We start from the raw sequence: 15794 nt of genomic DNA, 5'->3' as shown, positions 1-15794 counted from the left end.
GCACCACTAAATAAACTTATAGAATATGTGCAGAACCAAGAGAATCCAGAATAAATCGTTGCTACGCATTTTTATGTTGGTTTCGCTAACCCTACCTATAACGAAGTTTAGGTAGGGACTGCGCTCAACATTTTTGTTCAATTAATCCCTATCAGGGATTGAAACCGATATTTGCTTAATAATCCGTGAAGTCCATAAATAGTTTAAACTTCAATTAATCCCTATCAGGGATTGAAACTTAACAAATCAATTAATTAAAGATTTAATTGATTGTTTAAACTTCAATTAATCCCTATCAGGGATTGAAACATTTACGTAGGTGTGAGAGCAGCCAATTTCCTTGGGTTTAAACTTCAATTAATCCCTATCAGGGATTGAAACTTGGGAGCTTCTGTACAAAATACGCAGAGTACTTGGTTTAAACTTCAATTAATCCCTATCAGGGATTGAAACAAGCAAACTCCTAAGAATGAAGCTAGAAAAGATACTTCTAGATTGACTAGAGGTTAAGCTATAGCATATCCAGTATATTGTCGTACATTAGGCGCATGAAAAGCCAAAACAATTTTATCTTTTGGAATACCAGCGGCAACAAGTTCATTAGTAATTCCGTCTTCAATTCCATCTCTTTGAATCCAAATTTTATCGTTAATGATTTCGACGTGAACAACACAACCATGAACTCTACGTTTGCCGTCCCAGCCTACTACTACGATCATAAAGTTATTACGATCGCGATCGACAATTAATTTACTTTCAATTTCTCCATGACTGTAAGGAATGCGATGATGGGCTTCTAGAATACGTTCAATAATATGGCGATATTCTTCTACTCTATCCATTGGACAATTTCCTCTGTTTCTGGGTCGAATATAACTAACTTAAGCTGGTTATTTTCTACTACCATTTTAGCAATTTCCTCTTGAAAGAAATCGAGATAAACTGATTCTGTAATAGCTAAATACAGGATACGTTCGGGTTGCGATCGCTGCAAACCATCTCGATACAAAATATACTGTCCTAAAGCATTTTCTAAATCTTGGACTGGTGAGGGGCTTAAAAAGCTTTTAATTTCAACAGCAATTTTATGACCTTCTTTTTCAGCAGCTATAATTTTTTCTGCACCTAAATCAATATAAACTGAACGAGAGCCTATTGAAAGCCTAAAAAATTCGTCGGTTATTGTCCAATTATCCTTTTCTAAAGCGGTTTTTACTCGATCGTGGTAGATATCCTTTGCCATGTACTAGAGTCCCTGGAATCCCTCTACTCTTCTACTTTGTGGTGACAAGAACAAGCATCAACTTCTGGAACAGGATCGTAACCTCCGGGATGGAAGGGGTGACAGCGCAAGATGCGACGGATACCCATCCAAGTTCCGCGCCAAGGGCCGAAACGTTCGATCGCTTGCATGGCATACTTAGAACAAGTGGGCTGATAACGGCAGGAAGGTGGAAACAAGGGCGAAATAAACATCTGATAGCCACGAATTAGCCAAATCAGTAAAATTTTGATTAAATTAACAACTGTGTTAAATATTTCGTTCATATCTAGTTTGTGGTTTAAGATTGCGATCGCGACTGTTTGGGTGGGTGCGATCGTGCTTACTGCTGAATTATTGCACCGTTACACCAGCACAGATCCCGAAAAAATTCGCAAAGTCGTTCACATCGGTACCGGACAAGTAATTCTCCTCGCTTGGTGGTTAGAAATCCCCGCTTGGGTAGGAATCACTGCTTCTATTTTAGCCAGTACTGTAACTCTTTTGTCTTATAAATTTCCCATTCTTCCCGGCATAAATAGTGTGGGACGCAAAAGTTTAGGCACATTCTTTTACGCTTTAAGTATTGGTATTCTGGTAGCTTGGTTTTGGTCTATCCAACAACCCCAATACGCTGCTATAGGTATTTTAGTCATGACTTGGGGCGATGGACTAGCAGCTTTAATCGGACAAAAGTATGGTAAACATCCCTACAAAATTGGCGGTATCCAAAAAAGTTGGGAAGGTTCGTTAACCATGACTTTAGTAAGTTTCTTAGTTACTAGTTTAATTTTATTGGCTGTGCAAGGTAACATCTGGCAAACTTATGTAGTCTCAATCGCTGTTGCTTTATTCGCCACTGCTTTAGAAACTTTCTCAAAATTAGGTGTAGATAATTTAACCGTTCCCGTTGGTAGTGCTGCTTTAAGTTTTTTGTTAATGGAAATATTATCAAGTTCGTTGTCAGTGCTTCAGCGCTAAAACACTAAAGTGTTTATAACGACCCTGAGTATTAAGTCGGTTGTGAACACTTCAGTGTTCAATTAAAATGGGGTGGGGAATTAATTCCGCCACCCATGTTTTCTAGGAAGAAATGACAATGAAAAATTGGATGATAACAGGAGACTAGGCGATCGCAGAATTTCCCACAAGCAAATCGCCTAGTCTAGAAAAAGTTAGGTGTTTGACCTCGATTAACAATCTGATTACTTCTTTGCACAATTACTAATCTGAACCTCTAGAGGTTTTCTTGTAAGCGTCTCCTTCAAAAGGTTGTACACCAATTTCAGGATAATCTTTATCTTCCGGTGGGCTGAAAATTCTGGTTAAAGCTTCCGAGAAGAACTGAGTCACGCGGTCAAACATTTCAGGTATCTTAGCCATAAAATTGTTCTCCCTTTTGATCTATGTAAGATAGTTTTTTTGTCTATCTGATTTTTATTATCTATAAAATTCGATCGCGCAACCGTTCTTGCAACACTTGTTTGATTATGTTTGCAATACTTTGTCCTTCCCCCCACTAATTGTTGAGTTAAACTACTAAATCTATACATTTCGTATTATTTGTTTATCACTGATCAAGAATTTCTCATGGAGACTGGGGACTGGGGACTGGGGACTGGGGGACAAGGGGACAAGGGGACAAGGGGACAAGGGGACAAGGGGAATTTTTCACTCAAAACTCAAAACTCAAAACTCAAAACTTACCCAGTCCCCAGTCCCGATTTCATAGAAAATTCACAAAAATACCTTGACATTATTTTGGTAAAAATTACTATAATTAGAGTAATAAAAGTTAACTAGGAAGTTGGGCTATGACTGTTGCCCCGGACTGGAAATGTTTAGCGCCCGAAAATACTCAACTGGCAGAAACCTTGGAGGATAGGGAACTTGCGCTCTCACCTGAAGATTATAGCTTGTTGACTGACCTTTACCAACTGACGATGACAGCTTGTTATGTAGGTAAAGGATTAGCTCAAAAGCGGGCTAGTTTTGAGTTATTTGTGCGCCAATTACCAGAAGGTTTTGGTTATTTAATAGCAATGGGCTTAGAACAAGCCTTAGACTATTTGGAGAAGTTGCGCTTTAGCCCTGCCCAACTGGAGGCTTTGCGGGCGACGGGGATTTTTCAGCACGCACCTGCCCAATTTTGGTCACTTTTAGGAGAATCGGGTTTTACTGGGGATGTTTGGGCGGTACCAGAGGGAACGGCTGTGTTTGCTAATGAGCCTTTGTTGCGGGTGGAAGCACCGTTATGGCAAGCGCAGATTGTGGAAACTTACCTGTTGAATACGCTGAATTATCAGACTTTGATTGCGACTAGGGCGGCGCGACTGCGAGATGTAGCGGGGTCAGAGGCGACCTTGCTGGAATTTGGCACGCGACGGGCTTTTAGTCCGCAAGGGGCTTTGTGGGCGGCGCGAGCGGCCTTAGCAGCCGGATTAGATGGGACATCGAATGTGTTGGCGGCGCTGAAGTTGGGGCAGAAGCCTAGTGGTACAATGGCTCATGCTTTTGTGATGGCGTTGACGGCGACTTCTGGTAGTGAGGAAGAAGCTTTTAAGGCGTTTGATGAATATTTTCCCGGCGCACCTTTGCTGATAGATACTTACGATACTGTTGCGGCTGCCCAAATGTTGTTAGAAAAGATCGAAGCAGGGGAAATGCAATTGTCGGGGGTGCGATTAGATTCGGGGGATTTAACCAGTTTGTCGCAAAAGGTCCGATCGCTCTTACCAGGAATTCCCATCTTTGCTAGCGGAGATTTAGATGAATGGGAAATTGCTAAATTAAAAGCGGCTGGTGCTTGTATTGATGGTTATGGTTTAGGAACAAAATTAGTTACAGGAACGCCTGTGGGTGGTGTTTATAAACTGGTAGAAATTGATGGCATTCCCACGATGAAACAATCGAGCAATAAAGTTACTTATCCGGGTCGAAAACAAATTTTTCGCTGTTGGGAAAAGGGAGAGATTCACTCGGACAGATTGGGATTAATCAGCGAAAGTTTAGCGGGAGAAGAAGCTTTGCTACAACTATTTTTAAAGCAAGGAAAAAGGGTAAAACTTCCAGCAACTTTGGCAGAAATTCGCGATCGCACCAGCACTTCTGTTGCCAGTTTACCAGTTACTACCCGCCAATTAACTCAACCCCAACAGATCCCAGTAGAAATTTCTCCCGCACTTAGGGAATTAACCGAAAAAACCAAACGCTAAAAGCTCAACTACCAACTCCAATTACCAATTAATCATGACAACAATTGCTCTTTTTGGCACTAGTGCCGATCCCCCGACTACGGGACATCAAACAATAATTAATTGGCTATCTCAACATTTTGATTGGGTAGCAGTTTGGGCTTCGGATAATCCTTTTAAATCTCACCAAACGCCGTTAGAACATCGGGCAATGATGTTGCGATTATTAATTAAGGATATCGCTCCTCCAAGATATAATATTGGATTACATCAAGAATTAAGTAGCCCTTGGACTTTGGAAACTGTGGAAAAAGCAAAAAGTTTATGGCCTGATGCGGAACTAACATTAATAGTAGGTTCGGATTTGGTGAAACAGTTACCACGTTGGTACAGAGTTGAAGATTTGTTGCGACAAGTAGAATTATTAGTAGTACCTCGTCCAGGATCTCCTATAGAAGAGATTAGTTTGGGGGAATTGCGGAATTTGGGGGCGAAAGTAGCGATCGCTTCCCTAAATGGCCCAAATGTTTCTTCTACAGCTTATCGTCAATATAAAGATCCGACAACTTTAACGCCGACTATTGAGGAATATATCGATCGAGAGCAATTATACGAATGTCAGGACGCACCACGAGAAAAATTGCATATCCGTTAAAAAAACAAGCATTAGCTGATTTTAAAGTCGGGGTAGATAACGTGATTTTTTCCGTCGATACCTCGCAAAATCGCTTGTTAGTTTTGTTAGTAATGCGCCAAGAAGAACCTTTTTTAGGTCAGTGGTGTTTACCGGGAACTTTAGTTAGACATGGGGAGTCTTTAGAGGATGCTGCCTATCGAATTTTAGCGGAAAAAATTCGCGTAGAAAACCTTTATTTGGAACAATTATATACCTTTGGTGGGCCAGGTCGTGACCCCAGAGAAGGGCCAGATAGTTTTGGTGTTCGTTACCTATCGGTAAGTTATTTTGCTTTAGTTAGATTTGCCGAAGCAGAGTTAATTGCTGATGGTGTAAGTGGCATTGCTTGGTATCCTATTCAACAAGTTCCCCAATTAGCTTTCGATCACAATAAAATATTAGAATACGGTTATCAAAGGTTACGAAATAAATTAGAATATAGTCCCGTAGCTTTTGATGTGTTGCCAGATGTTTTTACCTTAAACGACCTTTATCAGCTTTATACTACTGTATTAGGAGAAAATTTTTCTGATTATTCCAATTTTCGCTCTCGATTGTTAAAACTAGGTTTTTTATGCGATACCGGAATAAAAGTTTCTCGTGGTGCAGGTCGTCCGGCTAGTTTATATCGATTTGATGCTGAGGCTTTTGTGCCGTTTAAGGATAAACCTTTGGTATTTATTTAGTAGTTCTTAGTCATTGGTGCTCAACTGACAAATAACAAATGACAAATAACAAATGACAATTTATGAAAATAGCGATCGCTCAACTTAATCCCATTATTGGGGATCTGACTGGTAACGCCCAAGCTATTCTGAAAGCTGCCAAAAAAGCAGCTGATTCAGGTGCAAGGTTGTTATTAACTCCAGAACTTTCTCTATGTGGATATCCACCCAGAGATTTATTATTAATGCCTAGTTTTGTCGAGGGAATGGCAAGGGTATTAGATAAATTAGCCCAAGATTTACCAGAGAATTTAGCGGTTTTAGTGGGTACAGTTCAACCAAATCCCCAAGTAGAAGTTACCGGAGGTAAGCCTTTATTTAATAGTATCGCTTTATTAGAAAAAGGCAAGATTCAACAGGTATTTCATAAAAGGTTATTGCCGACTTATGATGTATTTGATGAGGATCGTTATTTTGAACCAGGTTTAGAATCGAATTACTTTATTTTAGATGGAATTCGCATTGGGGTAACTATTTGCGAAGATTTATGGAATGATGAAGAGTTTTGGGGAAAGCGGAATTATCCAGTAAATCCGATCGCAGATTTAGCCAAAATTGGTGTAGATTTTACGGTGAATGTGTCTGCTTCTCCTTATTCAGTAGGAAAACCAGATTTACGCAAAGCAATGTTAAGTCACAGCGCAGTTAGATATCAGCAACCAATTATTTATACAAATCAAATCGGCGGGAATGATGATTTAATTTTTGATGGTAGTAGTTTTGCCGTAAATAAGCAAGGGGAATTAGTCAGTGCTTTAGCTTCTTTTGAAACTGAGTTAGGAACTGTAGAATTTGATGAAAAAAGTCAAGATTTAGTCTGGGGAACTATAGCCCATAAACCAGAAAATGCTGATGAAGAAATTTGGTTTGCGTTAGTTTTAGGGGTGCAAGATTACACTCATAAATGTGGTTTTTCTAAAGTTTTAATTGGTTTAAGTGGCGGGATAGATTCATCTTTAGTTGCGGCGATCGCCAGAGAAGCGTTAGGTGCAGAAAATGTCTTAGGCGTGTTAATGCCTTCGCCTTATAGTTCCGATCATTCGGTTAAAGATGCTTTAGCATTGGCGAGAAATTTGGGAATTAGTACTCATACTTTACCGATCGCCAATTTAATGCACGCTTATGATGAAAGTTTAATCAATATATTTGCCGGAACAGAGTTTGGCATTGCCGAAGAAAACATCCAATCTAGAATTAGAGGAAACTTGTTAATGGCAATTGCCAATAAATTTGGTTATTTGCTACTTTCCACCGGAAATAAATCAGAAATGGCAGTGGGTTATTGTACCCTTTATGGTGACATGAATGGGGGATTAGCAGCGATCGCAGATGTACCCAAAACTCGCGTTTATTCAATTTGCAAATGGCTAAACCGTTATCGGGAAATTATCCCAGAAAATGTATTAGAAAAACCCCCAAGCGCCGAACTAAAACCCGGACAAGTTGACCAAGATTCCTTACCACCTTATGATGTGTTAGATGATATTTTAGAAAAACTAATTCATAAGCATGAATCGATCGCGCAAATTGTTGCTTCAGGACACGACGCTGCTGTAGTTGAAAAAGTAGTAAAGTTAGTCTCAAGGGCAGAATTTAAGCGTCGCCAAGCACCCCCAGGATTAAAAATAACCGATCGCGCCTTTGGTACAGGTTGGCGAATGCCGATCGCCAGTAAACTAAGCTAATGTACGTTGTTGCGCTTCAGCGCTACTATTAGCGCTAAAGCGCAACAACGTACTTAAATTTACTTGCTTGATTACCAATGACAATTAACCAAAAACAAATTACTCCTTACTTATTTTTATTACCAGCCATCATCCTTTTAGGATTAACAGTAATTTGGCCTGCCCTACAAGCATTTTACCTGAGTTTCACTCGTTATGAATATGATATTACCCAAGCGCCGGAATGGGTAGGATTAGCTAATTTTCAGAGATTAATAGCAGATAAAATATTTTGGCAGACCTTCAGAAATACATTAATTTATTTAGTGGTAGTAGTGCCAATTTTAGTATTTTTCCCTTTGGGATTGGCGATTTTAGTTAACCAAAAACTGCGGGGAATTAGTTGGTTTCGCGCCGCTTATTACACACCTGTAATTATTTCAATGGTAGTTGCTGGACTAGCTTGGAAATGGCTTTATGCTGAAAATGGTTTACTTAATCAACTACTGAAATTAATTGGTTTTAGTGAGGGAATTCCCTGGTTAACTAGTCCAAATTGGGTGTTGTTTAGCGTCATGGCGGTGACAATTTGGAAAGGATTAGGTTATTACATGGTGATTTATTTAGCCGGGTTACAATCTATTCCTAATGACCTTTATGAAGCAGCTGCGATCGATGGTTCCGACAAACTAAAAAAACATTGGGATATCACCGTTCCCTTAATGAAACCCTATCTATTTTTAGTAGCAGTAATTTCCGCAATCTCCGCCACCAAAGTTTTTGAAGAAGTTTATATTATGACCCAAGGAGGGCCAAGAAATAGTTCTAAAACTGTTGTATATTACCTTTACGATCAAGCCTTCCGCAACTTAGAAATTAGTTACGCTTGCACCATTGGTTTAGTATTATTTTTAATAATTTTAGGCTTATCAATTTTACGAATTATCTTGAACAATTCATCCTCTATCTACTCGTAGGGTGCGTTACGCTGTCGCTAACGCACCATCTTACTATCTCGCAGTCATCGCCATCACGAAATATCAGGTACTGGTGAGAGAGGAGGTACAATACAACGCCACTCTTGGACTGCTTCTGCAACTTTCACTATGAAGATTAATATAGTTAACCAGATTGCGCTGTAACCTTGAGTGAAACAGGGTTGGCATAGGTTTTTGAATTGCACGCCCGTTGATTAATTCCCAAGCTGGAGAAGCTTCTATATTAGGTTGAGAAAGAAACTCGGCGATCGAAGTAGTTAGAACCGAATTCATAACCAAATTGTCGGGATGAAATGTTGGTTAACTCTATTAATGATATCTGATTATATTTAAGTCAGTTGTGACGACTTTAGTCGTTGTTTCCCAAGATAAAAGGACTAAAGTCCTCACAACAAACCTGAAACTAAAATCTTCTTTGAAACTCAAGAATTGCCCTAGTATCACCAGAAAAATCGGTAGAACCGCGCAAGGTAAATTCTCGATTAAAACTATAGCGTAAACCAAACTGAGTGGGTTGATCGTCAGTTAAAATTCTCAGTACTGAAGCTGATAAATTATTAGTAATATCAATCCCAAATTCTGCGGCTAAACCTAATACTGAGCTAGCGTTTTCTCTTCCAGAAGTTACCGCTGTGGGGAAGATGCGAAACTCACTTAAACCCAATCTTTCGCCAATATCACCAAAAAATCCTTCTAAACCGGGCAAAAATACCGAACTAGCAATTCCTGCTAACCCTGCAATACCATCGCCACCTTGACCGAGAGTATTGATAAAACTACCACCAATTAAAGCCACAATTTCTGATTCACTGCGGGGAGGATCGCTGGTTAGTTCAATAATTTGAGATGATGCCACATTAGGATCGGGATTTACACCTAATTGATTCGCCCAACCCCGAACATTCGCCCTTACCCTAACGGATTGTAAACTGCCGAAACCTGTAGCGGGAGCATCACTAATTTCCGAAGTAAAAGCGGAAGCAGGTAAGCGAAAACGAGTTACTTCTGAAACGGTAGCGATCAATCTTACGTCTAAAAAGGGATTGAATCCTCGATCGGGAACAAACACTGCCACATTTTCGTAACCACGTTCTAGTCTAAACCGGGCGGCAAATAAGTTTACGGCACCTCGTTGTAATTCGATCGCACCTTCCGGGCGTGGCTCATCCAGAGAACCGTTAAGTGTTAGACTACCACTACCGCGAAAAGCGAGAATTGGTTGTAAAGTAATGTTAACGTCATCGCTTAATCCGATTTGGAAATTTTGAAATTCAATAACTAGATTTTGGTTGGTAGTTCCTGTTTGGGTAGTAGCGGCGACGGTAGCGGGGGTTTGCGGTAAAGAAAGTTGACCATCAAGTAAGTTGACTCCTCCGCTAAGTATAGGATTGACTGCCGATCCCGCTATGACCACTCTGCCATTAACAATACCTTCATACAATCCTCTCAGGTTGATTCTCGCTTGATCGAGGGCGATTGTTAGAGGATTTTGACGGGCTGGATCTTGAGAGTCTAAAGGTGTGAAAATCGGAATGGTTCCTTGGGCAATTACTTGTCCTTGTTGGAAGTTACCTGTAAGATTTTCTCCGATAATGCGATCGCCTTCAAATTGTATCTGTCCATTCACATTTTTCAAATCTTCTGCAAGTAACTGACCACCAAGAGTAGCATTCTGCAAATTCACAAATCCCTTTGGAACTGGACGTTCTAAAGTTCCCCCCACTGTTAACTGTGCTTGTCCTGTCCCATTTACCCAGCGCACTTGTTGATTTGTCAGCAAGTTAATTAATGCTAATCCCTCATTTTGGACATTCACATTAAGGCTAATTTGATTGCTAGCTGGCTGGACTTGGGCAAAGGGTAATTTAAAAGGAACACTACCAGCAATTACAATTGGTTGTGGGGGATTGATTAATACTTGAGAATCAAGGTTTAACCGAGCATCTTCATAAGTAAAAGTTGCGACTGCGGATTGAATAGCTGTACCATCTAAAGTCCCTTTGTCAATATTTAATTGACCACTAGCATAAGGGTTATTTAAATTTCCGGCTATGTTAACTCTTCCGTCTAGATTTCCGGTGACATAAACAGGTAGTTGTAAAATATTGTTGAGTGGTTCTAAGGGGAAATTTTGGATTTGTAAAACTCCATTTTGGGCTTGTGTTCCCAAAGTTCCCTCAAATGCTATTCTTGTATCTTGAGACGCTATTTGTAAGGTTTGTACATTTAAATTTCCGCCATTATAAGTTCCTTGAGCAACTACTTGTTCGGCGGTGTAAGTCCCTAATTTCCAATCATTACCTTGGAGATTAAAACTAGCTTGAATTTCTCTGGGTAAAGTTCCGGCAAAATCAACTGTTCCGCTAAAATTACCCCGCAATTGGGTAATATCTGGTATGGAAAAACCTCTGCTATTTTCCTGACGTTCCTGTTGCAGTAAAGAGGTGATTTCCGCAAATCTTTCTAGTTGCGTCCATAAGGGAGCATTTGGTATTCCTACAGGGGTAGTTGGCACATTTGCGGCCCTGCCAACATTTTCTCCTCCCCTAGTACCAAAACCTTGTAAATTAAACCAATCAAGAGCAGCTAAAACGTTCTGAATTTGGCCTTTTTCAATAGTAACTTTTCCTTGAAGTTGGGGAGTTTGAGTTAATAGTTGAGTTGCTGTACCGCTTAGGGCGTAAATACTTTCACCTTGTTGTAATCGACTGCTGAGAATTTCTAATGTACCGTTAGCGTAGCGGAAATCAGCGATTAGGGAATCTGCTTGTAATTCACCGATTCTGGGATTTGCGATCGCCACATTTCGCCCCTCTACACTCAATGTAGCAAAATTAATCGCCAAATTCCCCGAAACTTGTCCGCCAATTTGTTGAGCAACTATTTCTGGCGGTAAATTCACAAAATTTTGGGCTAAATTTTTCACAGTTGCGATCGGAACACTAGCCAAATCTAACAAAAATAAATCGCCCTGTCTTCTCCCCCGCGCTAAAATATCACCTCGGCGGAATAATACACTTTCAGGTCGGTAATTTTCATTTAATTGAACAGCAATTTGGTCTTGTTGCCCTTGCAGTTGTAAATTTACTCCCCTACCCGCCGTCGCAGTAATATTTCCTGTCAAATTTGGGTCAAATCTAAAGTCCCCAACTACTAAATTTTGTAATCCAACTTGACCATTAACATTTATTGCATTTAACTGTCCAGAAATCTGCCCATTAAAATCAACTAAACCCGATAAAGCCACATTTTGCGGTAAAGCTATTGGCAGCGTTCGTAAATTAAAATCTTCCGCTTGTACATTTAAATTTATGTTGCCAATTTGGGGTGTATTTTTTTGGTCAAAACTGGCTGTAACTGTTCCACTTGCACTTAGTCCCGGTGCAGTCGCCTGTTGAATTTCTAACTGTTGACCATTCCATTGAAAAGCAACATTTAAAGGACGATTTAAATAAGGTGTTTGGGTAAAGTTTAAATCCCCAACTGCTTGAATATCTGCTAATGGCGAACCTTTTGCTTGAGTTAGTGCCGCTAAACTTCCTCCTACTCTTAAATCACCGCTAACTCTACCTTTAAATTGGTTAGAAAACTGGCTTAATTGTACTTGAGCTAAATTAACAGCTGCCGCCCAACGTCCTTGAGTTACTTGTGCTTCTCTAATCTGAACTGTCCCACCAGCAATTTGTAATGTTCCCCTACCAATTGCGTCAATTCCTGATAGCGGAGTTTGTGTTGCTTGGGTTAAACTCGCAAGATTTCCCGAAGCTAGTAATTGTCCGGTAAATATTCCTTGAAACTGAGGTGGTACTTGAGGTAAACGTGCTAATTGTAAACGATTTGCCTCCAAAGCTACTTGCCAATTTCCTTGATTTAATGTAGCTTGCCGTAATTGAATTGTGCCATCATTGGGAATTCTTAAAACTCCTTGGGCGTTGGCTTGAATTTCCGAAAGAGGAGATTGATTTGGTTGCAGATTAGTTAATGAATCTAGATTTCCCGCTGCTTCTAATTGTCCGGTAAATGTACCCCTAAATTCTTTGGGAACTTGCGGTAAAGTCGCCAATTGGAGATTATTTGTATTAACTCTAGCCAGGAAGTTACCTTGATTTAATTGCAACTGTTCTATTTGTAATATTCCCGCACCAATTCGCAGATTTCCTGTAGCGTTGGCTTCAATTTGATTCAGAACAGATTGGGCATTTTCGGCGGTTAAATTGGCGAGATTTCCTCTAGCTTGTAATTCGCCGCTAAATCTGCCGCGAAAATCTTTTGGTACTTGCTCAAATTGGGCTAATTGTAGGTTATTCGCTGTTACTCTTGCTTGGAAATTCCCTTGATTTAATTCTACTTGTTGCAGTTGCAAATTCCCGGTGGGAGTCTGCAAAGTTCCTCTGGCAGTTGCTTGTATTTGATTCAAGGGAGATTGAGCATTTTCGGCGGTTAAATTGGCAAGATTTCCTCTAGCTTGTAATTCGCCGCTAAATGTACCTTGAAAATTGTTTGGTACTTGGGGAAAACGCCCTACTTGGACGTTATTTGCATCAACTGATGTTTGGAAATTTCCCTGATTTAATTGAAATTGACGCAGTTGCACATTTCCAGCAGCAAGTTGTAAGTTTCCTTGTCCAGAAACTTCTATTTGATTCAGGGGAGATTGATCTGTTTGAGTGGTAAGATTATTTAAGTTTCCTGCTACTTGAAATTGTCCGGTAAATGCGCCAATTGGTAATTCCTTTGGTACTTGAGGAAGGCGGGCTAATTGTACTCCTGATGCTGCAACTGTGGCTTTGAAATTTCCTTGATTAAGGTCTAAACTGCGAATGTTAACATTACCGCCAGCTACTTGAATATTTCCTGAACCTGCTACTGTAATGTTATCAGTACCAGGTTCGTTTAAATCTCCTGATAAGCGGAATTCTCCGTTAAAAGGTGCTTGTAATTCGCGGGGAACTTCGGCTAATTGTCCTAAGTTAATACTATTAACTCTAACTGTAGCACTCCAGTTGCCATTATTTAATGCTACTTGCGAAATTTGGGCATTTCCCCCGGCAACATTTATGTTTCCTTGTCCCGTTGCTTGAATATTTGTTGTTGGGGCGTTGAGGTTTCCAGCTACGCGGAATTGTCCGTTAAAATTGGATCTAAATTGTGGGGGAACTTGGGGGAAAAGTGCTAAGTTAATGCCGGAAGCGTTGACTAAACCTCGCCAATTTCCTTGGTTTAATTGTCCTTGAGTCAATCGAATATTTCCGCCTGCAACTTGTAAGTTTCCTTGGGCGGTTGCTGCAATATTTTCTAGTTGTAAAGATTTAAGATTTCCCGCTAAATTTACGGTTCCGGTGATTGTTCCTTGGCGGATGGGTTGAGGAATTTCTGGTTGATTTTGTTGTGGGGTTTGAGTTTTATTTTCTGTCTGAATAATGGCTAAGATACTATTAACTGGAAGTTGGGCTGTTTGCACTGTTGCTTGCAAACTTTGAGTTTGATTATTAATTGTGGCTGATGCTTGAACATTGCCGGCTGGTACTTGAGCGATCGCATTTGTCAAGCGAATTATGCCATTATTAATTATTACTTGTCCAGTTAAGGGATAAGTGGCTTGGGGAGCTTGAAAATTACTGGCGATGCTAATATTATTTAAGGGGCCTGTGATTTGAGTTTTGGCGTTAACATTGCCAATAGTAATGTTAGCAGGAAGATTGACGTTGTAGATTTTGGCGATCGCATCGGCTGGCAAATCCTGCCCTTGTAAATCTAACGCCACTCCCCCTGGTTGACCTAATTTAGCATTACCTTTACCTGTAATTCTTCCCCCCGCCATCGGGAGAATTTGGATCTCGGAAATAATTATTTCGCCTGTTTGTGGTGCCAAAGCAAAGTTAGTGCTAATATCCCGAAAATTTAATTTATCAACTTGAGTTTGTTTAGTGGTATTAACTCGCCCTAAAATAGTTGGTGATTCAACAGTACCAGTTACTTTTGAGACTAATCTGATTTCCCCAATTACCGGAACTGGTGGCGCGACTTTGAAAGTTTGAGTTAAAGTTGCCACATTAACATTAGGAACTGTAACATCTAAATTTAATCCTTTATCTAAGTCAGCACTTCCACCAAGTAAAACGGGAATTTGTCCTAAAGATGTGGAAAAATTATTTAAGTTTAATCCTCTGCCAGTAAAGTTGACATCACCATTAGTATTATTAATTGGTGCGGGTAATTGTGGACTGGTGACAGTAACATTTTGTAATCGGGCGACTCCCGCAACAAAAGGTGTTTCTTGGGGAGTATATCTCACATTTAAATTACCGCTGACTTGACCTGATATTAACTTAGCATTGGGAAGTTGAATTAAGCGATCGATCTCTCTAACCGGAATATTTTGCCCTTGTACTTGAGCATTTAATTGTTGAGAGGGAACTAAAAATTCGCCATTAGTCCTAAAAGTAGCCTGATTATTATTAGATGATTGATTATTAGGAGTTTGTCCAATTCGCCCTTCCGCATTAAAGCCAAATCTTTGACCATTATCAAAAAAGTCTACAGTCGCAGAAATCGGATTAATATTAACTGGTATTCTGGGATTAGTTAGTTTAGCTTGGGGAAGGAGTACCACATTAGCATTACTCACCCGAATTGAGTCTACATTAGTAGTAATCGGCCCTTTTGCTTCAGATTGTTTAAGTTGAGTAGTAATCCAACGCCCATCAGGACTTTGTTCAATGAAAACATCAGGATTAACTAAAGTAATATTGAGATTTAAAGTTCTACTAAAAAGTAATTGTAGGGGATTAAAATTGACATCTACTGCTTGGGCGGTAGCGCGATCGCTATCTGTCGCCGTTGCTGGTACACTAGAAGCGCCAAACCTTAAACTATTTAAAGTAAATCTTTCTACTTTGCCTAAGTTTACAGGTCTTTGAAATAAGTCACTAACATTTTTTTCCACCAGCGGGGCTAACTCTCGATTAATAAAAACCCACGCCCACCAAGCACCCGCAAGCACACCAATAAGTACAATTACACCAAAACCAAGCCCAGCGCGACTCAGCCACAACAGCCACACACGACGATTTCTAGTTTGTTCGGTTTCGTTATCCGAATTTGGGGAATTTGTCATCTCAACCTCACACCTGACAAGCTAAGAAGATGTTTGAAAAGTCGTAATTATCGTCGCTGGTGCGACTAAAGTTATGGGCTATACAGACAAAATCTGCCCTTCACAAGTTCCAAAAATGCTTTATTCTAGGAGTCCTTGTCAAGCAGACGAGAGTTAGTA

At 40.1% G+C, this 15794-nt stretch carries 11 protein-coding genes, 1 pseudogene and 1 CRISPR repeat array; of the genes and pseudogenes, 6 read left to right on the top strand and 6 right to left on the bottom strand.

Features of this window, described 5'->3' with window-relative positions:
- Positions 1 to 128: 128 nt before the first annotated feature.
- Positions 129 to 453: a CRISPR direct-repeat array (repeat unit 37 nt; unit sequence GTTTAAACTTCAATTAATCCCTATCAGGGATTGAAAC).
- Between the two features lie 53 nt (positions 454 to 506).
- Genes ACE1CC_RS30010 through yidD form a run of 3 tightly spaced genes read right to left on the bottom strand, consistent with a single transcriptional unit; the run spans position 507 to position 1515 of the window.
- Complete coding sequence (locus tag ACE1CC_RS30010) at positions 507 to 842, bottom strand: XisI protein (RefSeq protein WP_413274097.1); 336 nt, start codon at positions 840 to 842, stop codon at positions 507 to 509.
- The gene (locus ACE1CC_RS30005) at positions 830 to 1243 is read right to left on the bottom strand and encodes an element excision factor XisH family protein (RefSeq protein WP_413274096.1); all 414 of its coding nucleotides are present in this window, start codon (positions 1241 to 1243) and stop codon (positions 830 to 832) included. The genes ACE1CC_RS30010 and ACE1CC_RS30005 overlap by 13 nt, the downstream gene beginning before the upstream one ends.
- Positions 1244 to 1266: 23 nt before the next feature.
- Entirely contained in the window at positions 1267 to 1515 is a 249-nt protein-coding gene (gene yidD, locus ACE1CC_RS30000) for a membrane protein insertion efficiency factor YidD (protein ID WP_413274101.1), read from the bottom strand.
- A 13-nt stretch (positions 1516 to 1528) separates the two neighbouring features.
- Between yidD and ACE1CC_RS29995 the strand changes: the two genes are divergently transcribed.
- Positions 1529 to 2242 carry a diacylglycerol/polyprenol kinase family protein gene (locus ACE1CC_RS29995; RefSeq protein WP_459563939.1) on the top strand — a complete coding sequence of 238 codons (714 nt, stop codon included), beginning with the start codon at positions 1529 to 1531 and terminating at the stop codon, positions 2240 to 2242.
- Positions 2243 to 2485: 243 nt separating this feature from the next.
- Here ACE1CC_RS29995 and ACE1CC_RS29990 read toward each other — a convergent pair whose 3' ends face one another.
- Positions 2486 to 2644, bottom strand: coding sequence for a hypothetical protein (locus ACE1CC_RS29990; RefSeq protein ID WP_413274095.1), 159 nt, complete (start codon positions 2642 to 2644; stop codon positions 2486 to 2488).
- 431 nt (positions 2645 to 3075) lie between these two features.
- Here ACE1CC_RS29990 and ACE1CC_RS29985 point away from each other — a divergent pair, with 431 nt between their 5' ends.
- From ACE1CC_RS29985 to ACE1CC_RS29965, 5 genes are all read left to right on the top strand, one after another.
- The gene (locus ACE1CC_RS29985; RefSeq protein ID WP_413274094.1) at positions 3076 to 4476 is read left to right on the top strand and encodes a nicotinate phosphoribosyltransferase; all 1401 of its coding nucleotides are present in this window, start codon (positions 3076 to 3078) and stop codon (positions 4474 to 4476) included.
- A gap of 34 nt (positions 4477 to 4510) precedes the next feature.
- Positions 4511 to 5110 (top strand): nicotinate-nucleotide adenylyltransferase, encoded by a 600-nt coding sequence (locus ACE1CC_RS29980; RefSeq protein WP_413274093.1) that lies wholly within the window; start codon positions 4511 to 4513, stop codon positions 5108 to 5110.
- Positions 5071 to 5817 (top strand): NUDIX hydrolase, encoded by a 747-nt coding sequence (locus tag ACE1CC_RS29975; protein WP_413274092.1) that lies wholly within the window; start codon positions 5071 to 5073, stop codon positions 5815 to 5817. Before ACE1CC_RS29980 ends, ACE1CC_RS29975 begins: the two co-directional genes overlap by 40 nt.
- A gap of 62 nt (positions 5818 to 5879) precedes the next feature.
- Complete coding sequence (locus tag ACE1CC_RS29970; protein WP_413274091.1) at positions 5880 to 7541, top strand: NAD+ synthase; 1662 nt, start codon at positions 5880 to 5882, stop codon at positions 7539 to 7541.
- A gap of 77 nt (positions 7542 to 7618) precedes the next feature.
- Positions 7619 to 8497: a carbohydrate ABC transporter permease gene (locus ACE1CC_RS29965; protein WP_413274090.1), complete on the top strand. Its 879-nt coding sequence runs from the start codon at positions 7619 to 7621 to the stop codon at positions 8495 to 8497.
- 56 nt (positions 8498 to 8553) lie between these two features.
- Here ACE1CC_RS29965 and ACE1CC_RS29960 read toward each other — a convergent pair.
- Positions 8554 to 8791, bottom strand: a pseudogene (locus ACE1CC_RS29960) (Uma2 family endonuclease); the annotation flags it as partial.
- A 130-nt stretch (positions 8792 to 8921) separates the two neighbouring features.
- The gene (locus tag ACE1CC_RS29955; RefSeq protein WP_413274088.1) at positions 8922 to 15635 is read right to left on the bottom strand and encodes a translocation/assembly module TamB domain-containing protein; all 6714 of its coding nucleotides are present in this window, start codon (positions 15633 to 15635) and stop codon (positions 8922 to 8924) included.
- Positions 15636 to 15794: the final 159 nt, after the last annotated feature.

The organism is Floridaenema aerugineum BLCC-F46, assembly GCF_041929345.1.
In the GTDB taxonomy this organism is placed as follows: domain Bacteria; phylum Cyanobacteriota; class Cyanobacteriia; order Cyanobacteriales; family Aerosakkonemataceae; genus Floridanema; species Floridanema aerugineum.
Note: the sequence above shows the minus strand (reverse complement) of the source record. Positions and strands in the feature narration are given on the sequence as shown.

Coding starts and splice junctions, on each gene's coding strand:
- ACE1CC_RS30005 (WP_413274096.1), bottom strand. CDS start 1,243: ATGGCAAAGGATATCTACCACGATCGAGTAAAAACCGCTTTAGAAAAG.
- ACE1CC_RS29980 (WP_413274093.1), top strand. CDS start 4,511: ATGACAACAATTGCTCTTTTTGGCACTAGTGCCGATCCCCCGACTACG.
- ACE1CC_RS30010 (WP_413274097.1), bottom strand. CDS start 842: ATGGATAGAGTAGAAGAATATCGCCATATTATTGAACGTATTCTAGAA.
- ACE1CC_RS29985 (WP_413274094.1), top strand. CDS start 3,076: ATGACTGTTGCCCCGGACTGGAAATGTTTAGCGCCCGAAAATACTCAA.
- ACE1CC_RS29965 (WP_413274090.1), top strand. CDS start 7,619: ATGACAATTAACCAAAAACAAATTACTCCTTACTTATTTTTATTACCA.
- ACE1CC_RS29955 (WP_413274088.1), bottom strand. CDS start 15,635: ATGACAAATTCCCCAAATTCGGATAACGAAACCGAACAAACTAGAAAT.
- ACE1CC_RS29970 (WP_413274091.1), top strand. CDS start 5,880: ATGAAAATAGCGATCGCTCAACTTAATCCCATTATTGGGGATCTGACT.
- ACE1CC_RS29975 (WP_413274092.1), top strand. CDS start 5,071: ATGTCAGGACGCACCACGAGAAAAATTGCATATCCGTTAAAAAAACAA.
- ACE1CC_RS29990 (WP_413274095.1), bottom strand. CDS start 2,644: ATGGCTAAGATACCTGAAATGTTTGACCGCGTGACTCAGTTCTTCTCG.